This is a genomic window from Burkholderia sp. AU27893, assembly GCF_002223205.1.
GTDB lineage: Bacteria > Pseudomonadota > Gammaproteobacteria > Burkholderiales > Burkholderiaceae > Burkholderia.
In genome coordinates this window covers 84,101-107,925 of sequence record NZ_NKFD01000004.1, presented here as the reverse complement: position 1 = coordinate 107,925, position 23,825 = coordinate 84,101, and the positions used below count along the sequence as shown (strand labels likewise).

General features: G+C 64.4%; 14 protein-coding genes. 9 read left to right on the top strand and 5 right to left on the bottom strand.

Translation table 11 applies throughout. The features are described 5' to 3' along the window. Positions 1 to 16: 16 nt before the first annotated feature. Together CFB47_RS20370 and CFB47_RS20365 are read right to left on the bottom strand one after the other, a co-directional pair. Entirely contained in the window at positions 17 to 1,177 is a 1,161-nt protein-coding gene (locus tag CFB47_RS20370; RefSeq protein WP_089462084.1) for a S9 family peptidase, read from the bottom strand. Positions 1,178 to 1,264: 87 nt separating this feature from the next. Further along, the gene (locus tag CFB47_RS20365) at positions 1,265 to 2,179 is read right to left on the bottom strand and encodes a transporter (protein ID WP_089462083.1); all 915 of its coding nucleotides are present in this window, start codon (positions 2,177 to 2,179) and stop codon (positions 1,265 to 1,267) included. 305 nt (positions 2,180 to 2,484) lie between these two features. On the opposite strand from CFB47_RS20365, the gene CFB47_RS20360 reads away from it, so the two are divergent. The 8 genes from CFB47_RS20360 (at position 2,485) to CFB47_RS20310 (ending at position 18,509) form a co-directional block, all read left to right on the top strand. Beyond that, positions 2,485 to 3,411 carry a LysR family transcriptional regulator gene (locus tag CFB47_RS20360; protein WP_089441667.1) on the top strand — a complete coding sequence of 309 codons (927 nt, stop codon included), beginning with the start codon at positions 2,485 to 2,487 and terminating at the stop codon, positions 3,409 to 3,411. 316 nt (positions 3,412 to 3,727) lie between these two features. Next, on the top strand, positions 3,728 to 4,630 hold the full coding sequence (locus tag CFB47_RS20355) for an aminomethyltransferase (RefSeq protein WP_089458848.1): 903 nt from the start codon (positions 3,728 to 3,730) through the stop codon (positions 4,628 to 4,630). A 1,062-nt stretch (positions 4,631 to 5,692) separates the two neighbouring features. Then, positions 5,693 to 13,345: a YadA-like family protein gene (locus CFB47_RS40555; RefSeq protein WP_143330891.1), complete on the top strand. Its 7,653-nt coding sequence runs from the start codon at positions 5,693 to 5,695 to the stop codon at positions 13,343 to 13,345. Positions 13,346 to 13,470: 125 nt separating this feature from the next. Further along, positions 13,471 to 14,139, top strand: a complete 669-nt coding sequence (locus CFB47_RS20330) for an OmpA family protein (protein WP_089462081.1) — start codon at positions 13,471 to 13,473, stop codon at positions 14,137 to 14,139. Between the two features lie 401 nt (positions 14,140 to 14,540). Further along, complete coding sequence (locus CFB47_RS20325; protein WP_089462080.1) at positions 14,541 to 15,686, top strand: DUF2827 domain-containing protein; 1,146 nt, start codon at positions 14,541 to 14,543, stop codon at positions 15,684 to 15,686. Positions 15,687 to 15,700: 14 nt separating this feature from the next. Next, on the top strand, positions 15,701 to 16,855 hold the full coding sequence (locus CFB47_RS20320) for a DUF2827 domain-containing protein (RefSeq protein WP_089462079.1): 1,155 nt from the start codon (positions 15,701 to 15,703) through the stop codon (positions 16,853 to 16,855). A gap of 25 nt (positions 16,856 to 16,880) precedes the next feature. After that, complete coding sequence (locus CFB47_RS20315) at positions 16,881 to 17,345, top strand: DUF4019 domain-containing protein (protein WP_089462078.1); 465 nt, start codon at positions 16,881 to 16,883, stop codon at positions 17,343 to 17,345. A gap of 27 nt (positions 17,346 to 17,372) precedes the next feature. Next, complete coding sequence (locus CFB47_RS20310) at positions 17,373 to 18,509, top strand: DUF2827 family protein (protein WP_089462077.1); 1,137 nt, start codon at positions 17,373 to 17,375, stop codon at positions 18,507 to 18,509. Between the two features lie 283 nt (positions 18,510 to 18,792). Here CFB47_RS20310 and CFB47_RS20305 read toward each other — a convergent pair whose 3' ends face one another. From CFB47_RS20305 to CFB47_RS20295, 3 genes are all read right to left on the bottom strand, one after another. After that, positions 18,793 to 19,209: a hypothetical protein gene (locus CFB47_RS20305; RefSeq protein WP_089463490.1), complete on the bottom strand. Its 417-nt coding sequence runs from the start codon at positions 19,207 to 19,209 to the stop codon at positions 18,793 to 18,795. A gap of 92 nt (positions 19,210 to 19,301) precedes the next feature. Then, a complete protein-coding gene (locus CFB47_RS20300; RefSeq protein ID WP_089458854.1) occupies positions 19,302 to 20,105 on the bottom strand; it encodes an EAL domain-containing protein in 804 nt (267 codons plus the stop codon). A gap of 774 nt (positions 20,106 to 20,879) precedes the next feature. Continuing rightward, positions 20,880 to 22,022 carry a DUF2827 domain-containing protein gene (locus CFB47_RS20295; protein ID WP_089462076.1) on the bottom strand — a complete coding sequence of 381 codons (1,143 nt, stop codon included), beginning with the start codon at positions 22,020 to 22,022 and terminating at the stop codon, positions 20,880 to 20,882. 444 nt (positions 22,023 to 22,466) lie between these two features. On the opposite strand from CFB47_RS20295, the gene CFB47_RS20290 reads away from it, so the two are divergent. Then, complete coding sequence (locus CFB47_RS20290) at positions 22,467 to 23,789, top strand: galactosyl transferase GMA12/MNN10 domain protein (RefSeq protein ID WP_089462075.1); 1,323 nt, start codon at positions 22,467 to 22,469, stop codon at positions 23,787 to 23,789. Positions 23,790 to 23,825 lie beyond the last annotated feature (36 nt).

Genomic DNA, 23,825 nt, shown 5'->3' with positions numbered 1-23,825 from the left:
GAGATGGGTGAATGAGTCAGAGCGAGGTGCGTCCGCCGAGCGTTTCGGCGATCCAGTCGGCGATGAAGTGCCCCGCGTTGATCGAGTTGTCGAAGCTCGAATGCTGGACGCCGCCTTCGCGCTCGGTGAAGATCTTGAGCTCGCGCTTGGGGCTGTTCACGAGTTGCTCGTAAGTGCGGTGCGCCCAGGCGACCGGGATCTGCGAATCCTGCGAACCATGCGTGACGAGGAACGGCACCTTGATACGATCGAGCACACCGTCGAGATGCACGTTTTCGGCGATGCGCATGAAGTCGTCGATATCCTTCGCGCCCCAGACCCAGCAGACATGCTTCCAGTAGTGCGGCACCGGGAAGTTGCCTTCGCGCTGCAGGCGTTTTTTCTGGACGTCGCGCCAGTCGTGGTTGGCGCCCCACACCACACCGCAGGCGAAACGCGGCTCGAACGCGACTGCGCGCGGGCAGTAGTAGCCGCCGAGCGACACGCCCTCCATGCCGATCCGCTTCGGATCGACGTCGTCCCGGCCTTCGAGCCAGTCGACGATCTTGCTCGCCCAGACTTCCGAGTTGTATACCGCATTCAGGCCGTGCAGCCGCAACGCTTCGCCGGTACCGGGCTGGTCGACAATCAACGACGACACGCCGCGCGCGGCCAGCCAGGCCGGCAAGCCCACGAAGTACTTCATTTCCTTGGTTGAATCCAGCCCGTTGACCTGCACGAGCAGCGGACTGCGCGCGTCGGCGTTCTTCGCTTTCACAAGGAGTCCGGATAGATGCGTGTCGCCGTACGGAATGGCGACGCGCTCGCAGTTGTCGCCGGAGCGTGCGATGCCATCGTCGAACGTATCGAGCGAGCGTTGGTAAAGCTCGATACGCCCCGGGGCATCGTGCGCGAGCATGCGCTCGGCCGTGATCAGATAGATCGCGGCACGCTTGTACTTCTCGCCCGCCGACAACCGCCGCCCCCGGGCCTCGTCGTCCTGCGCGAGATCGCAAAGGCGATCGGCCTTCTCGACCCATGCTTCGCGAAACGCACGCGTGCCGTCGGCGTCCGGTTGCCTGGCCGCTTCCTGGAGCGGCCCGCACATCTCCTCGATTTCACCGATGCGCGCGCCCATTTCGATGGCGAGATTGACGGACAGATTCCAGACGTAGTTGGTAGGAAAGTATCGGAACATGCTGATTGCCTTGATTGAAATTGCGTGTTGCTCGATGACGGCGCCGATGACCGGTTCTCGCGCGCAGTCCGGCGCGCGACACGATGCTCAGCCCTTGTGCCCGAAGCCGGCCCACAACGGGATGGCGATGTTCAGCCACACGCTGCTGCTCTTGGCCGTGTTCGCGGCATAGATGCCTTGCTGATAATTGAGGTTGACGTTCCAGCTTCTCGCGTCGTACACGATCGACGGGCCGATACCGAAGGTCCGCATGCGATTGCCCACGCTCACGCCGCCGGCCTTGTCGTCGCTGAACTGGTTCAGGTACGCGCCGACCACGCCGAGTTTCCACGGGCCGAAGTTCCAGCCGGCGTTGAACTCGGCGACGTAACCGTCACCCGAGCTGTAGTCCGTCGTGCCGTTCTTCAGATTGAGCAGGAAGCGATTTGCGAGCGCGAGGTCGATTCCGTTGGGAACGTTGTAGCGAATCGAGATCACCGGCTGCACCGAGGTGTAGCCCACCGCGACACTCGACTTGACCGGGCTATAGGACCCCGTCTCGAATGCAACGTCGATGCCCGACGCAATCGCCAGGTTCGGCGCGAGATTCCATTGCAGCAACACGGGCGTCAGCGTGATGTTGGAGAGGCCGTTCTGCGTGCTCGACTGCCCGAACACGGTGCTGTGCAATGACACAACGGGAATGACCAGTTGCGTATAGACGTTTGCGCCGAGCAGATGGAACGGATACGCCGCCAGCAGACGCGTGGTTTCCGAAAACACCGACGTATGGAACGGAATCGGCAGTTTCTTGCCGTCGTTGCCATAGAGGCCGTTCGCAAAGCTGTAGTTGAACTGCTCCAGTGCGAACAGGCCGGGGATCGGCGGCAGGTTGGCGATGTTCGTCCCCACCGCGCCGGCCGGATACGGTGAAACGCCGCCTTCGAATGCCTGTGCGTCTTTCATCGAACCCGTCGCCAACACAGCGCAACCGACAACGGCTGCGATCAGTTTCGTGGACATGCTGTCTCCTCTTCCGGGAGGCGCGTTTGCGCCGCCTGGCATCTCTTTTAATAGTGGAAAGCGCGGTGCAGACGGCCGAGGTACAGCGGTACGTTCGACCCGAAAATGACCTGACGCTGGTCTCCCGATACGATGCGTGGGCTGCCGTCGCGTCGAGATGTGGCTAGGTTAGGACAGGCTGATGTATGCTAAAAATGGATTCGATCCATTGCCGCTATCGACGGCATCAATACTTTCAGGTGAAACCCTGATATCGCATACGGCACGGTCACGCGGTAGCGAAGAGGAGAACGGAGACAGCGCGCATGCGGTTCAACAAGCTCGACCTCAACTTGCTCGTGGCGCTCGACGCGCTCCTGAGTGAACAGAACATCAGCCGGGCGGCCGAGAAGATCCACCTGAGCCAGTCGGCGATGAGCAACGCGCTTTCGCGGTTGCGCGAATACTTCAACGATGAACTACTCGTGCAGGTCGGTCGCAAGATGGAGCCGACGCCGCGCGCCGATGCGCTCAAAGACGCCGTGCGCGACATCCTTGTGCGCGTCGACGCGACGGTGTCGGCTCAACCCGAATTCGTGCCGGCGCACGCGAACCGGCTGTTCCGCCTGTTCGTTTCGGACTACACGATGACGACGCTCATGCCGCACCTGTTCGCACTCGCTTACAAGGCAGCACCCGGCATCCGCTTCGAGCTGCGCCCGCAAATCGCGTATCCCCACCGCTTGCTGGAACGCGGTGAAGCGGATCTTCTGATCATCCCCAAGGAGTATTGCTCGACCGAGCATCCGGCCGAGGTATTGCTCGAGGAAACCTACTGCTGTGTGATGTGGAGCGACAGCCCCCTCGCGAAAGGCGAGATGACGAACGAGCGCTACATGGCGGCCGGGCACGTCGTCGTGCAGGTCGGCGACGCACAGGCGGCGATCGAAGACTGGTTCATGCAGCGGCTCGGCGTTGTGAGGCGGGTCGAGGCGAGCACGTACAGCTTCGTGTCGCCGGCGCACCTGCTGGCCGGCACGAACCGGATCGCCACCATGCACCGGCGGCTCGCCGAAGAAGCCGCGCGCAGCCTGCCTATCGTGCTGCGCGAGGTACCGGTGCCGGTCCCGACGATGGAGCAGGCGATGCAATGGCACAAGCACCGGACCTCGGACCCCGGGCTCACCTGGTTGCGCGGGCTGCTGAAAGAGGCTGTCGCGAAGATGGACGAAGGGCGCCATGACGCTCGCTGAGCCGGCTCACGCCGGCCTGGCTTCGGCGAGCGCGAATGGATCCCCGTGGTTGGCCGCGTATCGACGCGGCGCAGATGCCTGCAACCGCCCTTGTTCATGCTCGACAGCGGTTGGCGTCCGGAATTGATGCGGGCTGCGTGCACCGAGAGGTCGGGCACAACAACCACTACCGCATGGGAGCCCTCTCGCTCGCCTTGGATGCCGATCCGCGCTGCCTTAGCGACAAACGACACCGGCGTGCCGATGTCCGCTCGAAAATACGCGTTTACGGAAGCTATGCAAGAATCTTTCGGCCCGTAATCGCATAACAACAGCCATGAGTGACACGCTGCAGGAAGAGCATGCAGCCGCAGATCACGCAATGCGCAACTGGACCTTCGAGAGGCAAGGTCCGGTCCGGATCGGTTCCGATGCGCACCTGCAGATGTTCTGCCGCATGCTGCTCGACACACACAATCCGTACAAGCCGGCCGTGATCGACTGGCCGGCCCTCACACCCGCCGAGCTCAAGCGGCTCACGTCGCTGCCGATCTGGGACATCGCGGTGCAGACCGAAGGCCGCGCATCGATCCGCGTGGCCACCTACGCCGCGACGATCGGCGATCCGCTGCTGCGCCGCGCACTCGAGATGGACGGCGGCGAGGAAGCGCGGCACAAGGTCGTGCTGTCGAAGCTCGTCGAGGCATACGGCATCCGGCTCGCGCCCGAGCCGGCCTACCCCGCGCCGAAAGATCCCGAGTGGTGGTGGATCGTCACGGGTTTCAGCGAATGCATCGACAGCTTCTTCGCGTTCGGCCTGTTCCGTTCCGCCCAGCGCTCCGGCTATTTCCCGCCCGAGCTCGTCGACACCTTCGAGCCGGTGATCCAGGAAGAAGGCCGCCACATCCTGTTCTTCGTGAACTGGTACGCGTGGTACTGGCGCTCGCTCCCGTGGTGGCGCCGGCCGTGGTTCTTCGCGCGGGTCGCGGCCGTGTGGGTGCATTTGATCCGGGAGCGCATCGGCATCGCGCGCGGCATCGATTCCGACGGCGTCGCACGTGACGCGAACTTCCCGGCAACCGGCACCGCCGATATCGGCGATGCACTGAATCCGCGCGAGCTGATCGAACTGTGTCTCGCCGAGAACGACCGGCGGATGGCCGGCTACGACAAGCGCCTGCTGCGCCCGACGTTCGTGCCGCGCATGGCGCGGTTTGCGCTGCGGTTTCTCAAGAAGTAGGGTTGCCGCACCGGGCAGCCGTCCGGTTGCCCGGGTTGCGCATTCGAACTTCGCTACGCGGTCGTTGCACTTCCATGGCGAGCCGCCTCACTGAGGCTACTGCCCGCCACCCACTCGAGGCCGCCCCATCGTATGCGGCGTGGAACCTCGCAGACCTGCATCGACCTGCCGGACGTGGCGCGCCTGACACATTCACTCCCGCCCTTTTTTCTTCGGTGCTTCGGCACGCGCGGACAAATTGTCACACCCGGGATTTAACAATCCGGGGACGTCGCCACCGCTGCCGGACAGCCTCTTTAACAACCTGTCGCCGCCGCGCGCACCTTCGACGCAGGTCACGCTTGCCAGACGGATTCGCCCCGTCGCCGAATCCCATCCGATCGTCACAACCGCCGAAATAGTCAATAGGACAAGTTCGAAAGATGAATGGTGACAATTCGGTTCACCGCCCTGTAGCACTTTTTTACAAATTCGACGGGCCGACCGGCCCGAAACGCCCGTCTCGCGGGCCATCGCAGCGGACCAGATGCGCAAATCAGCACAACCAGACGCTCTCCATTTGAAATTAATTTGATTTAAAGATAATCCGACAAATCAATATTAAATCCAATCACAAATCCCAAATTAACAGATTAACAAGATAGTAATCATATTATCAACAGGCACCCTCGAAAACATTACATGGATGAAAGTATCGTCCATCCCGCAAACGTTTGCTATTTCATTTGTCTTACAATTGATCATCTTCACTGTGTAATCCAACGCACAAAACAACAGTAAGTTATTGATTTTTATAAGATAAGCCGATATGCGCCCGGAAGTTTAAAACCCTGCGCCAAACATTCTTACATCTTACAAATACATTCTGACTCAATGCATCAAAAACCGATCTATTAACCATCCTTTAACTTTCCAAACACTCTATTTATCACTTTTTATCAATCTGAAAAATCCACCTCCAATAAACTCCGCCCATCAATTTTGAGATTCGCGCGAGCGCACGGAGCATTCCTCTAACAAAAGAGACCGGTGTGTGGCGTGCATATTTGGAGGTAGCAGGACATGAACCGCACATACCGCTCGATCTGGAACGAAGCCCTTGGCGCGTGGGTCGCCGCATCGGAGCTGGATTCTGCACGGGGCAAGAGCAAACGCTCGTCATCGGTCAAGTTGCTCGTCAGCTTGTTGCTGGTTGGCGCCGCACAGGCCAGCTACGCCGGTGTTTATACGTTCAGCGGAGGTAACGGAGGGGCCAATTGCGGTTACGCCGCCAGTACCGGACCCGACGGCGTGCGCTCGTATGTTGCCGGCACGAATCCCCAGGACGGCAGCGGCGGGTGGTCGTCGGTTGCCGGCTGTAATGCAAACGGCAACAACCTGACCGGCGTCACCCTGTTCGGCTCGTATACGACGGCCTCCGGCAACGGAGCCGTGGCAATCGGCATGGGCGCCTATGCCGCGCAACTGGCAACCGCCAACGGTCTCCAGGCAACGGCCTCGGGTCAATCGAGTACCGCACTGGGTTACAACGCATCGGCAGGCGGCACCGGCTCCGTGGCGCTGGGCGCCAATGCTGCGACGGCAGCCGACGGCTCGATCGCAATCGGTACCGGAGCCAAGACCACGGGCGGCTCGCAGGACATCAACTCGATTGCGATCGGCAACGGCGCGACAAGCTACGGCCAAAGCTTCGCGCTGGGTACGGGCGCATCGGCCGACCAGAACGGCTACTTGCAACAAAACAGCAGTGTCGCTGTCGGCGCCTTGGCCAAGACGTCGAACAACACGACGCGTGCAGTTGCACTCGGCGTAGGCGCAACAGTCGACAACTCGAGCTCGGTGATCGATGCCGGCATGGCGCTGGGCGCAGGCGCCACGTCGGCTGCGAACAGCGCGGTCGCACTGGGCACGAGCGCAAAGGCTTACGGAAACAACTCCATCGCGCAAGGCACGAACGCCGTCGCCGGGGTCAGCGGTTCGCTCACCACGGCGAACGATATCGCGCTCGGCAACGGCGCCACTGCGTCGGGCGGCAGCTCGGTTGCGCTGGGTTCGGGCGCGACCTCCACCGTCGCCAATTCGGTCGCCATCGGCACGGGGGCCACCGCGAGCGGCACCGCATCGGGTACCACCGGCGGCACCGGCACCGTCAGCAGCACGATCAACGGGCAGTCGTTCGGCACCTTTGCCGCGGCGTCATCGACCGCCGGGGTTGTCAGCGTCGGCAAAGTCGGTTCGGAACGTCGCATCCAGAACGTCGCGGCAGGGCTCGTCAGCAGCACCAGCACGGACGCAATCAACGGCAGCCAGCTCTACGCGGTTGCGAGCACGACGACGTCGAGCATCACCAGCCTGTCGACGTCGACCTCGACCGGTCTCTCGTCGGCCAACAGCTCGATCACCTCGCTGTCGACTTCGACTTCGACGGGTCTGTCCTCGGCCAACAGCTCGATTACTTCGCTGTCCACCTCCACGTCGACGGGCCTCTCTTCGGCCAACAGCTCGATCGGTTCACTGTCCACGGGCCTCAGCTCGACGAATAGCTCGGTGACGTCGCTGTCGACCTCGACTTCGACGGGCCTGTCCTCGGCCAACAGCTCGATCACGTCGCTGTCCACCTCCACGTCGACGGGCCTCTCGTCGGCCAACAGCTCGATCGGTTCGCTGTCCACGGGCCTCAGCTCGACGAATAGCTCGGTGACGTCGCTGTCGACCTCGACTTCGACGGGCCTGTCCTCGGCCAACAGCTCGATCACGTCGCTGTCCACCTCCACGTCGACGGGCCTCTCGTCGGCCAACAGCTCGATCGGTTCGCTGTCCACGGGCCTCAGCTCGACGAATAGCTCGGTGACGTCGCTGTCGACCTCGACTTCGACGGGTCTGTCCTCGGCCAACAGCTCGATCACGTCGCTGTCCACGTCGACCTCGACCGGCCTCTCGTCGGCTAACAGCTCGATCAAGTCGCTGTCCACGTCGACCTCGACGGGTCTGTCGTCGGCCACCAGCTCGATCGGCTCGCTCTCGACCGGTCTCTCGTCGACCAACAGCTCGGTCACTTCGCTGTCGACTTCGACCTCGACCGGCCTGTCGTCGGCTAACAGCTCGATCGGCTCGCTCTCGACCGGTCTCTCGTCGACCAACAGCTCGATTACTTCGCTGTCCACTTCGACCTCGACCGGTCTTTCGTCGGCCAACAGCTCGATCACGTCGCTGTCCACCTCCACGTCGACGGGTCTCTCGTCGGCCAACAGCTCGATCGGTTCGCTGTCCACGGGCCTCAGCTCGACGAATAGTTCGGTGACCTCGCTGTCGACTTCGACGTCGACCGGCCTGTCGTCGGCCAACAGCTCCATCACCTCGCTGTCCACGTCCACGTCGACCGGTCTGTCGTCGGCCACCAGCTCGATTACCTCGCTGTCCACCTCGACCTCGACCGCGATCAATGACGCTAAGACGCACTACTACAGCGTCAACGACGGCGGTGTGCAGCAAGCCAACTACGACAACAAGGGCGCAACGGGCGTCAACTCGCTCGCCGCCGGTGTAGCCGCCACGGCCGCGGGCGCCAGCAGTGTCGCCGTCGGCAATGCTGCAAACGCAGGCGGTGCAAGCGGCGTCGCCGTCGGCAATGCTGCGAACGCGAGCGCAAGCAACGCGGTCGCGATCGGCCCGAATGCCGTCGCGAGCAACGTCGGCAGCGTCGCGCTGGGAAGCGGCTCCTCCACCGCCCCGGCCAACCCGACGCCTACCGGTACCGTCGGCGGCGTAACCAGCACGTTCGCGGGCGGCAATCCGACGAGCGTGGTCAGTGTTGGCAGCTCGACCAACCAGCGCCAGGTCACGAACGTTGCGGCCGGCGAGATCACCCAGGCCAGTACCGACGCAATCAACGGCTCGCAGCTCTTTGCAACCAATGCGGCCGTGAATTCGCTGTCGACGACGGTGTCGTCGTCCAGCAGCGCAATCTCGTCGCTGTCGACTGGCCTGTCGTCGGCCAATAGCTCGATCACGTCGCTGTCCACGTCGACCTCGACCGGCCTGTCGTCGGCCAACAGTTCGATCGGCTCACTGTCCACGGGCCTCAGCTCGACGAATAGTTCGGTGACATCGCTGTCGACCTCGACTTCGACCGGTCTGTCGTCGGCCAATAGCTCGATCACGTCGCTGTCGACTTCGACCTCGACCGGCTTGTCGTCGGCCAACAGCTCGATCACGTCGCTGTCCACCTCGACCTCGACCGGCTTGTCCTCGGCGAACAGCTCTATCACGTCGCTGTCCACCTCGACCTCGACCGGCCTGTCCTCGGCTAACAGCTCGATCACGTCGCTCTCGACCTCGACCTCGACCGGCCTCTCGTCGGCTAATAGCTCGATCACGTCGCTCTCGACCTCGACCTCGACCGGCCTCTCGTCGGCTAATAGCTCGATCACGTCGCTCTCCACGTCGACCTCGACCGGCTTGTCCTCGGCGAACAGCTCGATCACGTCGCTTTCGACCTCGACTTCGACCGGCCTCTCGTCGGCGAACAGCTCGATCACGTCGCTGTCCACGTCGACCTCGACCGGCCTGTCCTCGGCTAATAGCTCGATCACCTCGCTCTCGACCTCGACCTCGACCGGCCTCTCGTCGGCTAACAGCTCGATCACGTCGCTCTCGACCTCGACCTCGACCGGCCTCTCGTCGGCTAATAGCTCGATCACCTCGCTGTCGACTTCGACCTCGACCGGCCTGTCCTCGGCCAACAGCTCGATCGGCTCGCTCTCGACCGGCCTTTCGTCGACCAATAGCGCGGTCACCTCGCTGTCGACCTCGACGTCGACCGGCCTGTCCTCGGCTAACAGCTCGATCACCTCACTCTCGACGTCGACCTCGACTGGCCTGTCGTCGGCCAACAGCTCGATCACGTCGTTGTCGACCTCCACGTCGACGGGTCTCTCGTCGGCCAACAGCTCGATCACGTCGCTCTCGACCTCGACCTCGACCGGCCTCTCGTCGGCTAACAGCTCGATCACCTCGCTGTCGACTTCGACCTCGACGGGTCTGTCCTCGGCCAACAGCTCGATCACGTCGCTGTCCACGTCGACCTCGACCGGCCTGTCGTCGGCCAACAGTTCGATCGGTTCACTGTCCACGGGCCTCAGCTCGACGAATAGTTCGGTGACATCGCTGTCGACCTCGACTTCGACCGGTCTGTCGTCGGCCAATAGCTCGATCACGTCGCTGTCGACCTCGACCTCGACCGGCCTCTCGTCGGCCAACAGCTCGATCGGCTCGCTCTCGACCGGCCTGTCGTCGACCAATAGCTCGGTCACCTCGCTGTCGACCTCCACGTCGACCGGCCTGTCCTCGGCTAACAGCTCGATCACCTCGCTGTCGACCTCGACCTCGACCGGCCTGTCGTCGGCCAACAGCTCGATCACGTCGTTGTCGACCTCCACGTCGACGGGTCTCTCGTCGGCTAACAGCTCGATCACGTCGCTCTCGACTTCGACCTCGACCGGCTTGTCGTCGGCCAATAGCTCGATCGGCTCGCTCTCGACCGGCCTCTCGTCGACCAATAGCTCGGTCACCTCGCTGTCGACTTCCACGTCGACCGGCCTCTCGTCGGCTAACAGCTCGATCACTTCGCTGTCCACCTCCACATCGACGGGTCTGTCGTCGGCTAACAGTTCCATCGGTTCGCTGTCCACCGGCCTCAGCTCGACGAATAGTTCGGTAACCTCGCTGTCGACCTCGACCTCGACCGGTCTCTCGTCGGCAAACAGCTCGATCGGTTCGCTGTCGACCGGCCTCAGCTCGACGGATAGTTCGGTTGCGTCGCTGTCGACTTCGACCTCGACGGGTCTGTCGTCGGCTAACAGCTCGATCGGTTCGCTGTCCACCGGCCTCAGCTCGACGAATAGCTCGGTGACCTCGCTCTCGACCTCGACCTCGACGGGTCTGTCGTCGGCAAACAGCTCAATCGGCTCGCTGTCCACCGGCCTCAGCTCGACGAATAGTTCGGTGACCTCGTTGTCGACTTCGACCTCGACGGGTCTGTCGTCGGCTAACAGCTCGATCGGTTCGCTGTCCACCGGTCTCAGCTCGACGGATAGTTCGGTTGCGTCGCTGTCGACCTCGACCTCGACGGGCCTGTCGTCGGCTAACAGCTCGATCGGTTCGCTGTCCACTGGCCTCAGCTCGACGAATAGTTCGGTGACCTCGCTCTCGACCTCGACTTCGACGGGCCTGTCGTCGGCCAACAGCTCGATCGGTTCGCTGTCCACTGGCCTCAGCTCGACGAATAGTTCGGTGACGTCGCTCTCGACCTCGACCTCGACGGGCCTGTCGTCGGCAAACAGCTCGATCGGTTCGCTGTCCACCGGCCTCAGCTCGACGGATAGTTCGGTTGCGTCGCTGTCGACCTCGACCTCGACCGGCCTTTCGTCGGCCACCAGCTCGATCGGTTCGCTGTCGACCGGCCTCAGCTCGACGAATAGCTCGGTGACGTCGCTGTCGACTTCGACCTCGACGGGTCTGTCGTCGGCCAACAGCTCGATCACTTCGCTGTCGACCTCAACCTCGACCGGCCTCTCGTCGGCCACCAGCTCGATCGGTTCGCTGTCCACCGGCCTCAGCTCGACGAATAGTTCGGTGACATCGCTGTCGACTTCGACCTCGACCGGCCTCTCGTCGGCCACCAGCTCGATCACCTCGCTGTCGACCTCGACCTCGACCGGCCTCTCGTCGGCCACCAGCTCGATCGGTTCGCTGTCCACGGGCCTGAGCTCGACGAATAGTTCGGTGACCTCGTTGTCGACCTCGACCTCGACGGGCCTCTCGTCGGCCAACAGCTCGATCGCCTCGCTGTCGACCTCGACCTCGACCGGTCTCTCGTCGGCCAACAGCTCGATCACGTCGCTGTCCACGTCGACCTCGACCGGCATCAACTCGCTGTCCACCGGCCTGAGCAGCACGAACAGCACGATCCTGTCGCTGTCCACGTCGACGTCGACGGGCATCGGCTCGCTGTCCACCGGCCTGAGCAGCACGAACAGCTCGGTGACGTCGCTGTCGACCTCGACCTCGACCGCGATCAACGCCGCGAAGACGCACTACTACAGCGTCAACGACAACGGCACGACGCAAGGCAACTACGACAACACGGGCGCAACGGGCACCAACGCCCTGGCAGCCGGCGTGAACGCCAGCGCGGCAGGCGCCAGCAGCGTCGCGGTCGGCGACGGCTCGAACGCGCAGACGGCGGGCGCGGTCGCCATCGGCCAGAACGCATCGGCAACGGGCGGCAAGGCCGTGTCGATCGGCTCCGGCAACACGGCAACCGGCGACGGCGCGGTCGCGATCGGCGACCCGAGCATCGCAACGGGTACCGGCGCGGTGGCGATGGGCGCGAACGACACGGCGACCGGCAACGGCGCAGTGGCGCTCGGCAACGCGAACACGGCCAACGGCGCGAGCGCACTTGCACTCGGCAGCTCGAACCAGGCCACCGCGGACAACACGATCGCGCTGGGCAACCAGGCCACGGCAAGCGCCACCGGCGCGCAAGCGTACGGCTCGGCAGCGCAGGCAACCGCCGCCGACGCACTCGCCTTCGGCACGAACGCACAGGCCAACGTCGCCAACTCGATCGCACTCGGCGCGAACTCGGTCACGAGCGCCGCGAACCCGACGTCGAGCGCCACGATCGGCGGCGTCACGTACCCGTTCGCAGGCGGCTCGCCGGTCGGCGTGGTGAGCGTCGGCGCACCGGGCCAGGAACGCCAGATCACGAACGTCGCCGCGGGCCGGATCTCGGCCAGCAGCACGGACGCGATCAACGGCAGCCAGCTCAACGCGACGAACAATGCGATCAACACGCTGTCGACGTCGACCGCGTCGAACGTCGCGTCGCTGTCGACAGGCATCAACTCGCTGTCCACCGGCCTGAGCGCGACGAACAGCAACGTGGCCTCGCTGTCCACGTCGACCTCGACCGCGATCAACTCGCTGTCGACGGGCCTGAGCTCGACGAACAGCAACGTCAACTCGCTGTCGACGTCGACCTCGACGGGCATCGGTTCGCTGTCCACCGGCCTGAGCACGACGAACAGCAACGTGGCCTCGCTGTCGACCGGCGTGACCAACATCAACAACACGTTGAACTCGCTGTCGACGACGATCAACAACAACACGATTCGTTCCAACAACAACAACGGTGTCGCCGCCGACCTGAACGGCAAGGGCAACGACCTTCCGGTCGTCACCGCCGGCTCGAACTCGGTCGCGATCGGCGCGGGCTCCAACGACGGCGGCCGCTCGAACGTGGTGTCGGTCGGCAGCGACCAGCAGCAGCGCCAGATCACGAACGTCGCGCCGGGTACGCAAGGCACCGACGCGGTGAACGTGAACCAGCTGACGCAAGTGCAGACGACGCTGTCGACGGCACTGTCGGGCCAGCAGGCGCAGATCAACTCGCTGGGTTCGCAACTGCAGCAGACCGACCAGATGGCGAAGCAGGGTATCGCGGCCGTCGGTGCGATGGCCTCGATCCCGCAGCTCGATCGCGATGCCAACTTCGGGATGGGCGTGGGTACGTCGACCTTCCTCGGCCAGAAGGCGATGGCGGTCAACATGCAGGCTCGCATCACGGAGAACCTGAAGGCGTCGATCAACGGCGGCTTCAGCGGCGGTCAGAAGGTGATCGGCGCCGGCATGCTGTACCAGTGGAAGTAACGCGTCGCGCCGCCAGCGCCGCCCGGCTCGCCAGCCGGACGGCCCGCGGCGGCCCCGACGGCCGGACGAGCCCGCCGCGCCACCCGTGGCGGGCTTCAGTCAACCCAAGCATTGAGGATGTAACCGTGAACAAACTCGCTCTTGCGCTCGCACTTTCCGCAACGGCCCTCGCCGCGTGCTCGACCGCATCCGGCCCGACCTTCAGCGCTTCCGAACTGCAGCCGCGCGACGGCGTGCGGACCTTCCAGGTGGACTGCCACGGCCTGCTGTCGGGCCCGCAGACCTGCATGAAGGCCGCCCGCAAGATTTGCGGCGAAGAGCCGGTGCGCGCCGTCGATTCGGCCCGCGCGCTGCGCGACAACTCCGATCCCGCGACGCTCGTGTTCCAGTGCGGCGCGGCGCCGGCCGAAGCGGCTTCGGCCCCGGCCGCCGCGCCGGCGGCTGCCGTCGTCGAACAGGTGAACCTGTCGGGCGACGCGCTGTTCGCGACCGACCACGCGACGCTCGCCCCGACCGCGCGCGAATCGCTCGACCGGTTGCTGAGCGAGCGCGCCGACCACACGTACTCGCAGGTGAGCGTCACCGGCTTTACGGACTCGGTGGGCAGCGACGACTACAACCTCGCGCTGTCGAAGCGCCGCGCCGAATCGGTCGCGGCGTACCTGAAGGCGCACGGCCTGAAGACCGACTCGCTGACGGTCACGGGTCGCGGCAAGGCCGATCCGGTCGCGTCCAACGCGACGCCGGAAGGCCGCGCCAGCAACCGCCGCGTCGAAATCCGCCTGCAGCACTGAGCGGGCCGCCGCCGCGCGCGGCCCCCGATCCGGCCGGCCGCCCGCGCCGCGCCGGGCGCGCACCCGACCGCCGCCGGACCGCCCGGGCGCCGCTTCGCCGGCGCCCGTTTCCGTTGGCCGGCGGCTATGTCAAAGTTCGTCACGTCCCGCCAAAACCGGTGGTTTCCGTGCCACAATCGCCGCAGACACTCGCCGGGGCAGCCTGCCCGACTCGCACGCCGTGCCAGGCGTGCCCGACGACACGCCGGAAACCGGCTGCCGCCCTCGCGAACCGGGTCGCCCGATTCGCCCGCCGCGGCGCACCGGCGCACAAGCAACCATGACGATCCACGGCGCGCCGCTTCCAGGCCAGACGCTCGACGCGATGCCCGGACGCACGACGCCGCAGAGGAAACCAACCGGTGACGGACATCAATGAAGCCGCCTCGGGCGGCACCCGCAAGCAACGGCCGGCGGTCGGCATCTCGCTGTTTGCGCGCGACGGCCAGGCAATCTGGGAAAACGGCATCCACCAGAACATCGCGTTCCTCGCGATGATGCTCAAGCGCTCGGATCGCGTCGGCCCCGTCTACTTCCTGAACGGCGGCGACGCCAGCGCGCTGCCGGCCGGCCTCGAACTCGACGGCCTCGACATCCCGCTCGTGAAGCCTTCCGACGTCACGCACGAACTCGACGTCGTGATCGAAATGGGCGCGCAGCTGCCGGTGGAATGGCTCAGGCACATGAAGGCGCTCGGCAAGAAAATCGCCGCGTTCTTCTGCGGGCACGTGTATGCCGGCCTGTGCGAAACCCCGATCTTCGGCAAACCGTCGGGGCACATCTTCAACGGCGCGCCGTTCGACGAAGTGTGGCTGCTGCCGCAATACGACAAGACGGCCGCGCCGATGCTGCAGACCATCCTGCGCGCGCCGGTCCACCTGATGCCGCACATCTGGTCGCCGTACTTCCTCGATCGCCGCATCGCCGCACTCGCCGCAGAAGGCGCGACGTTCGGCTACCGGCCGGGCCGCCGCCCGTGGCACCTGGCGATGCTCGAACCGAACATCTCGGTCGCCAAGTCCTGCCATTACCCGATGCTCGCGTGCGACGAGTTCTACCGTGCGCGCCCGGACGCGGTCCAGCACATGTTCGTCGTGAATTCGCTGCACATGAAGGAACATCCGACCTTCGTGCACTTCGCGAACAGCCTCGACCTCGTGCGCCAGCACAAGGCGACCTTCGAGCCGCGCCTCGACCTGCCGGGCTTCATGGCGCGCCATGCGGACGCGGTCGTGTCGCATCACTGGGAAAACGGGCAGAACTACCTGTATTACGACGTGCTGTACGGCGGCTACCCGCTGATCCACAACTCGACGCTGATCGGCGATGCCGGCTACTACTACCCGGACTTCGATTCCGCCGCGGGCGGCCGGGCGCTGCTCGACGCGTGGCTGCATCACGACGAACGCCTCGACGACTACCGCGCGAAGGCCGGCCGGCTGCTGCAGTCGGTCTCGATCGACAACCCCGCGAACCTCGACGCGTTCGTCTCGCGTCTGGTCGCCTGAACCGGAGCATACGCATGTCGGACTCCAATGCCCGTCAAGCGCCCGGCGAGGGCAAGCGTCTCGTCGTCGGCGTGTCGCTGTTCGTACGCGGCGCCGGCCAGTCGCTGTGGGAAAACGGCATCTTCCAGAACTGCCTGCTGCTGATCCTGCTGCTGCGCCAGTCGCCGCTCGTCGCGGAAGCCGTGATGGTGAACGGCGGCGAACAGGTCGCCGATCCGCAGATGATGCTCGGCGAATGGGACGTGCCGCTGCTGTCGATGGACGAAGCGCTGGAACGCTGCGACGTCCTGATCGAAATGAGCGCGCAGTTCGGCGCCGACTACCTGCGCGCGTTCCGCGAGCGCGGCGGCAAGGTCGTCACGATGCGGGTCGGCAACGACTACGTGATCGACATCGAACGCGCGATGTTCGACAAGCCGTCGGGTTTCCTGTTCTCGGGCGCGCCGTACGACGCCGTATGGACGATCCCCGAATTCGAGCGCACGTGCCTGCACTATTACCAGACGGGCCTGCGCGCGCCCGTCACGATCGTCCCGCATATCTGGCATCCGATGCTGTTCGACAAGGCGCGCGCGACGCTCGGCGCCGGGCTGTCGTTCGGCTATGAGCCCGGCAAGCCGCGCTGGCGCGTGACGATGTTCGAGCCGAACATCTGCATGGTGAAGACGAGCGTCATTCCGATGCTGGTGGCCGAGGAAGCGTATCGCGCGAAACCGGATTTCCTCGAGTTCGTGCGCGTGTGCAACACGCTGCACCTGAAGGAACATGCGACGTTCGTCCACTTCGCGAAGAGCCTCGACATCGTGAACCACGGGATCACGACGTTCGAAAGCCGCTATGCGGTGTACGAGTTCATGGCCGCGTACGGCGATGCGGTGGTGTCGCACACGTGGGAAAACGCGCAGAACTACCTGTACTACGAGCTGCTGTACGGCGACTACCCGCTGATCCACAACTCGCCGTTCCTCGGCAAGGCCGGGTATTTCTATCCGGACTTCGACTGCCAGGCCGGCGGCCGCGCACTGCTGAAGGCGTTCACCGAGCACGACGCGAACCTCGAGGCGTACCGCGAGCAGTCGCGGCACGTGCTCAGTTCCGTCAGCATCTACAACCCCGAGAACGTCGCCGCCTATACGGACGCGATCGCCACCCTCTATCGCGACGCGTGACGCGCCGCCCTTCCCGGACGCCGACATGAATGCACGCACGCCCCTCACCCGCGCCAAATGGCTGATCGGCTGCGCCGTCGCTTCGATCGCGATCGGCGCGCACGCGCAATCGACCGGAGAATCCGCGGACGAGTTGCTGCAAGCCGCCAACAAGGTGTTCAGGCAACTCGAGGCCGGCCAGTTCAACGACATCTGGCTCGACTCGGCCGATTTCATCAAGACCCGCTTCAAACAGGACCAGTTCGTGACCGACATCCGGCGCGCGTGGCAAACGGTCGCCCTGGTCCGCCACCGCGAGTGGGAGCAGATCTCGCGCAACCGCTACACGAATGCGACGGTACCCGACGGCCTCTACGCAAACGTCGACTACGTGACGACGTTGACCACCGGGACGACCGTGTACGAAAAAGTGAGCTTCCACCTCGACAACGACGGACATTGGCATCTGACCGGCTATGCGCCGCGCATGACCCGGGACGTCGCCAAGTAAGCACCGCACCCACGGGACGGAGGCCACATGAAACTCAATGTCGCGATAACGATGAACGTGCAGCGCGACGCGACGCAGTCGATCTGGTACAACGGCGCGAACCAGCACTGCGTGTTCCTGTACATGCTGCTGAAGCAGTCGCCGCTGATCGGCGAGGTCTGGCTCGCGCACGACGACGGCATCACCGACTATCCGCAAGCGCTGATGATGGACGCGTTCGGCGACGCGCTGCGGCCGCTGTCGGCCGTCGTCCACCAGACCGACCTGCTGATCGAGATGAATGCGTTCATCGATCAGACCCACACGGATGCGGTACGCCGGCGCGGCGGCAAATGCGTGTCGTACCGCTTCGGCAACGACTACGTGATCGCGGTCGAGACGATCAACTTCGAGAAGAATCAGTGGCGGCCGAACCCGAACCGCGTGCAGTTCGACGAGATCTGGACCAACCCGCAGCACATGCACACGTGCGCGGCGTATTTCCGGGCCGTCTATCGCGCGCCGGTGATCGAGCTGCCGCACATCTGGTCGCCGTATTTCATCGAACGCAGCCTCGACGCCGATCCTGAACTGAAGGCGCGTTTCGGCTATCGCAACCACGGCACCGCGAAGCGCATCGCGTTCTTCGAACCGAACCTGAACGTCGTGAAGAGCTCGATCGTGCCGATGCTCGCCGCGAACGCGTGCTACGTCGATCATCCGGAGCTCGTCGAGCACGTGTTCATGACCAACACGTTCGACAAGAAGGAAAACGTCGCCTTCAAGCATCTCGCGCTCGGGCTCGAGATGGTGCGCGACGGCAAGGCGACCGCCGACGTGCGCGCGCCGTTCGTCGCCTGGGCCGCGCATCACACCGACATCGTCGTGTCCCATCACTGGGAAAACGGCCTCAACTACCTGCTGTACGACGCGCTGTACGGCAACTACCCGCTCGTGCACAACTCGCCATTCCTGCGCGACGTCGGCTACTACTACCCGGACTTCGAGATCTTCGATGCGGCGCGTGCGATCGCGACCGCCGCGCAGACGCACGACGCGCGGCTCGACGACTATGCGGCCGCGGCCCGCCGCTGCCTGCACCAGGTCGACACGCTCGCCGAGCACAACGTCCACGCGTATTCCGCGCAGATCCGGCAGCTGTTCGACGGCCGCGCGCTCGGCTGACCTCCTTCGCACAGCTTCCGCTCCCGGATCAGACCGTCCGCAATTTCGTCGTGACCGATTAGATCCACGGCCCGTTCGTCATCAACCGGCACTGCGCGTGTCAGGCCGAAGCGCTGATCAATGCGGCTGCCGCGTGTATGCGTTCGAGCCGCAGCGCACGCTGTTCCATGCGCTCGGCGGATTGATCGACAGGATACGGATCGGGGCCGCGGCGCGCGGATGATGTCGATGCGGGCCGTGCGTCTCACGCTGCGCCAGCGCCCGTGACGGGCGTGAACAGGCGCTAGACCAGCACCCGATCGCCGCACTGCGCGGCGAACATACGGCCATGCCGCCGCCCCATCCGCGCGAGCACCGCGAAGCAATGCGCCACCGGCCGGCTGGCGCCGCCGGATGACTTGACGAGGCTGTCGGACACGCCACGCGCGATGGCCGAATCGTCGCCGCACGCGCCCGCGATGACGGCCGCGTAATAGTGCCGCGCCGCCAGCTCGCGGCCGCCGGCGTCGAGCGGCGTCATCCGCTGAATGCGGCGCGCAATGGCTTTCAGGCCGTCGAGATACGGCGCGACGTCGATCGGCACCTCGGTCGACTCGGCGCCGAGTTGCCACAGCATGTCGGCCAGCTCGGTGATCGCGACGAGGTCGCGCGCACCGGCCGCCTGCGTGCCCGTTCCGCCTCCGGCCTTCGTCCCTGCCATGCTCAGCCCCTTTGCGATTCGTCCCGGCCACGCGCCGATCACGCCCGACATCGGCGTGCATCGCGCACGCCACCTCGCCTGTTCCCGCGCCGTCACGCGGCGGCCGGCGGCCGCCACGAAAAACGGATGCCCTGCGCCCACGCGACGCCGGCATCCAGGATGATCTGCCGGTCGACCTCGCTCTCCACGCCTTCGACGACCACGTGTCGCGCCCCTTCATGCGCGAACGCGATAAGCCGGCGGAGCTGGTAACGCCCGATCGCGTTGCGCTTGATCATCGACAGGATCGACCGGTCGAGCTTCACGATGTCGGGATTGCCGACCACCAGGTTGTTCAATGCGCTGAAACCGACCCCGAAATCGTCGATCGCGATGCGGCACCCGGCCTGCCGGAAGCGGTTCACGAACGATCGCCCCGCGACGGGATTCAGCGGCCCCGTCTCCGTGATCTCGACCACCAGCCGCGCCGCGACCGACGGCTCGCGCTCGAGCCGCCTGAAGAGGGCCAGCCACGCGTCGTCGACCACCGCGCTCGCCGCCGCCACATTGCAGCCGTAGACGGCAGCCGGATCGGCACGCAGCGCGTCGATCGTCCGGCCGACCACGAGCCGGTCGAACCACCGCATCAGCCCGAGCGCCTCGAGGCGCGGCAGGAACGCGAGCGGCGGCAGCGCATCGCGCTCGCCCCACCGCAATCGCGCCAGGCATTCCTGGTACAGCACACCACCCGACAGGTCGGCCCGGCACACGGGCTCTTGCGCGAACCCGAGCCGGCTTTCCACGAAACTGCGTACCGACGCAAGGTCGGGATGATCGTCGGGGGCGCCGAACACGAGATCGATTTCGTCACGATTCGCTTCCCGATTCGCCTCCAGGCGAGCTTCGACCGCATTCATCCGGCGCTCCGGCAAATGGCGAGCCGCCGATCGCGGCTCGACCTCAAGAAACATGCGGAGCAAGCCGACCATGACGCGCTCCGCCGCCTACCCGGCCCATCCTGTTATGTCGATCTTTTCCGGGAGCGTACTGTTCGCTTCGGCGCGCCGTCAAAATTCGATATTTTTCAACGATATTCAATTACTGGAAATACACCATGCGCGCACGATATCGAATGTGCGACAGGTCACACTAACGCAAATTACGGAACCCGATTCGGATACTGTTTATTGCCCTTACCTAAACAACCCGATCCGATTCAGATCCCCGCAATTTACGGATCTCGAAATCAGGAAATCCTGAATTGATCAGATAAATACCAATCCGTGAAGCATCGTGTCTCGCCCGCCGTCAGGCCCGCCGCTAACACCGGCACCGACGTCGAAAATCGGCTGCCGCACGTCATTCGATCATCGCAGCACTCAATTTTATTGTTTCAAACGAATTATTGAATTTTCAAACGGGAATCGGACACCCTTGAATCGATAATATCAATTTAATTCATATGACGATTATCGATTGAACCATTTTTAACAATTTTAAATACTTGTTAACCTCTAAAATGATTTCCGACGGACTTCCCTCGGAGCCGTCAAATTCGTGCCTTCAAAACCGTCGAACCGATCGGGTTCGGCGGTTTCTTTTTTAACGGCACGATTTCGTCAGACATTAGGGCGGGACTATCCCGATGGCGGAATTCGGCGCGACGGTGTGCGTCGCGCGAAACATCGGCCTTATGCGGCCGATGCGCCGATCAGGTTCGCGAGCAGCGCGTCGTATTCGGCGACGAGTGCCGGATTGGCCGACGTATAGCGGCCGAGGATCTCGCGCTGGCGCCGCGTGTACGCTTCCCAGTCGTCATCGTGCGTATGCAGCGCGCGCAGCAGCGCGTCGGCGCCCTGCTGCACGTCGTTGTCCGGATAGTAGTAGCCGAGATCGGGCGCGAGGCTCGCGTTGTGCACGAGCGGATAGCCCTGCCAGCACACGTCGAAATAGAAATAGTTGAGCGGGTTCGACCATTGGTGCGACACGACGATATCGGTCAGGTCGGCCAGGAACAGCGGCGTATCGAAGCGCCCGACGAAGCTCGCCTTGCCCGCGCGCACGATGTCGAGGTAGTTCATCAGCATCACGAACTCGGGGCTGTCGTGTGCGAGATGGAGGGCATTCGTCACGTGCGCGAAGCAGATCGCATCGGGGTCTCGCCGATACGCTTCGTCGATGATCAGCATCGGATACACGCAGAACTTCACCACGTCGTGGTTCGGTTCCATCACCGTCAGCCGCTTGCCGGGCTCGCCGCGCGGCCGGTATTCACCGTGCTCGGGCAGCGGCGCGGCGCGCGCACTCAGGAACATCGGATCCCACACGAACGGCACGACGCGCCCCGGGCAGCGGCGCAGCGACTGCAGGAACGGCAGCGACGAGGGCGCGATCTGCGGAATCGCCCACACCTCGTCGTAGCCGCGGTTGATGAACAGCGAATCCCATAGCCGGCGGCCGAACAGCATCGACTCCATCACGTTGATGTACTCGACGCCGCAGCAGTAGCTGACGAGCTTCGCGCCGCGCGCCTTCAGGTAGGCCGTCTGCTCTGCGTTGACCTGGCCGCCGAGCTCGATCACCACGTCGAGCGAATCCTTCATGTCGTCGAACGTGCGCGTGTCGAATACGTGGCGATCCCACGGCAGCGCATCGGTGAGCGGCACATCGGTGGTGTTGACCAGCGTCACGCGGTAGCCGTGCGGCGACGCCATCAGCAGCTTCGCGAGAAACAGCGCGTTCTGCTTGATGCCGTTGATCCACAGGCTTTCGTCGGGGGCACGCAGTCCGATCGTGATACCGATGCGCAGGCCGTTCAGGACAGGAGACGTCATCGTCGGCAGGATGGAAGGTTGGATGAGGATGGAATGGACGCAGTGTAGCGCGCGATGCGCCGCCCGCGTCAAGCGGCGCTCGCCGGCGGCAAGCCGGCATTCTAGCGGAGCGCCGGCCGCATACTGTCAGGGATGGTCAGCGCGCGGCCGGCGCATGCCAATCGGCGAGACGGTTGTGCGATACTCCGGCGACCCGCCGCGCGACCGGGATGCCGGGGGATGACCGGACGGTATCGGCATCCGGCGCGGGCAGAAAACGACCTCGCAGCCCCGCTGCGGAAAAATGGCTGACAGAATGGAACGCGACGCCGTGCAAGTCTTCCGGGCAATCCATCACGAACAGGGGTGGCATGCGCCGAAACGCGTGCCCGGCCGCGCTGCCGTGCCGGCACTCGCCGCGCCCGGCGCCCGCCGTGATCCGCTTCGCGGCCTTCGGAGCGCACGATGATCGTCCTCAGTCATTTCAGTCACGACGCGCCCGCCAGCCTCGAGAATCACCGGCAATACGCGCAGGCGCACGGCTATCGCCACGCCATCGTCGACGCCTCCGCGATGCCGCACGCGCTGCCGCTGCGGCCGCTCCATCGCTACGAATCACTGCTCCATGTGCTGCGCGGCGCGCAGCCCGACGAACTCGTGCTGCTGCTCAGCGAGGATGCGGCGATCATCGAGCCCGTCGCGCTCGATCGCCTGATGCGCGGCCGCGACATGCTGCTCGTCGACGCGTTCGCGCCCCCGTTGCCGCAGGTCGACGTGCAGATCTGGCGCAATACGGCGGCCGTGCGGGCGATCGTGATGCAGCTGGTGCAACGCTGCAAGCTCGGCAGCGAACCGCGGCTGACCTCGGAGGCCGCGCTGTTCGCGGCGCTCGACACGCATCACTACATGACCCCGATCGACGGGCTGTACCCGGTCATGCCGAGCAGCCCCGACCTCGATCCGATGTGGAGCCGCGAACCGACGTTCGCGATCAGCATCGACGACACGCCGCACGATCCCGAACGGAAAGGCGCGACGCCCCGTTTCCGCGACACGCTCGTCGCGTACGTCAATCGATGCCGTGCCGCCGGCCGGCCGATGTTCTCGTTCGATCACGACGCCGCCCATACGCCGGACGAAGCCGCCGAGCGCAGCACCTACAATCCGGGCCGCCCGATTGCGTTGATGACGCTCTACACGCCGAACATCGGCAGCTATGCGCGCGTCGCCGAACGGAATTTCCGGCGTTACTGCGAGACGCACGGCTACACGCTCTACGTGCATCGCGACATTCCGGCCGAGATCGGCCTGAACGCGACCGGCAACTGGTTCAAGCCGTGGCTGCTGCATGCGTACCTGCAGCATCACGAATGGGTCGTGTGGCTCGATGCCGACGTGCTGATCGCGGACCAGCAGAAAGCGCTGGCGCCGCTGCTCGAAGGGCGCGACTGGCTGCTCGCGCACGATCTCGGCCAGTGGGCGTTCAACTCGGGTGTGATGGCGTTCCGGCGCACCGCGCGCAACGACGCGATGCTGCGCGACATGATGACGACGATCGCCGCGCTGCACGACCGGTCGAGCGTCTATGCGAGCGACGGCGACCAGTTGCATTTCATTCGCGCGATGGAGCGCGACGGGCAATTGCACGGCGAAGGCGTGGCCGATCTCGTCAGCTTCAACACGCCGTGGCTGTTTCGCCGCGCGGACAGCTACATCGTCCACTACTACGGGATGTGGTCCGCGATGCGCGCGCTGATGATGGCGCACGACGACGGGGTGCTGCGCTGACACCGCTATTCGAAGCGGCAAGACCCGCTGGATGAC

Coding starts and splice junctions, on each gene's coding strand:
- CFB47_RS20355 (WP_089458848.1), top strand. CDS start 3,728: ATGAGTGACACGCTGCAGGAAGAGCATGCAGCCGCAGATCACGCAATG.
- CFB47_RS20295 (WP_089462076.1), bottom strand. CDS start 22,022: ATGACGTCTCCTGTCCTGAACGGCCTGCGCATCGGTATCACGATCGGA.
- CFB47_RS40555 (WP_143330891.1), top strand. CDS start 5,693: ATGAACCGCACATACCGCTCGATCTGGAACGAAGCCCTTGGCGCGTGG.
- CFB47_RS20370 (WP_089462084.1), bottom strand. CDS start 1,177: ATGTTCCGATACTTTCCTACCAACTACGTCTGGAATCTGTCCGTCAAT.
- CFB47_RS20320 (WP_089462079.1), top strand. CDS start 15,701: ATGTCGGACTCCAATGCCCGTCAAGCGCCCGGCGAGGGCAAGCGTCTC.
- CFB47_RS20300 (WP_089458854.1), bottom strand. CDS start 20,105: ATGAATGCGGTCGAAGCTCGCCTGGAGGCGAATCGGGAAGCGAATCGT.
- CFB47_RS20310 (WP_089462077.1), top strand. CDS start 17,373: ATGAAACTCAATGTCGCGATAACGATGAACGTGCAGCGCGACGCGACG.
- CFB47_RS20315 (WP_089462078.1), top strand. CDS start 16,881: ATGAATGCACGCACGCCCCTCACCCGCGCCAAATGGCTGATCGGCTGC.
- CFB47_RS20305 (WP_089463490.1), bottom strand. CDS start 19,209: ATGGCAGGGACGAAGGCCGGAGGCGGAACGGGCACGCAGGCGGCCGGT.
- CFB47_RS20290 (WP_089462075.1), top strand. CDS start 22,467: ATGATCGTCCTCAGTCATTTCAGTCACGACGCGCCCGCCAGCCTCGAG.
- CFB47_RS20360 (WP_089441667.1), top strand. CDS start 2,485: ATGCGGTTCAACAAGCTCGACCTCAACTTGCTCGTGGCGCTCGACGCG.
- CFB47_RS20365 (WP_089462083.1), bottom strand. CDS start 2,179: ATGTCCACGAAACTGATCGCAGCCGTTGTCGGTTGCGCTGTGTTGGCG.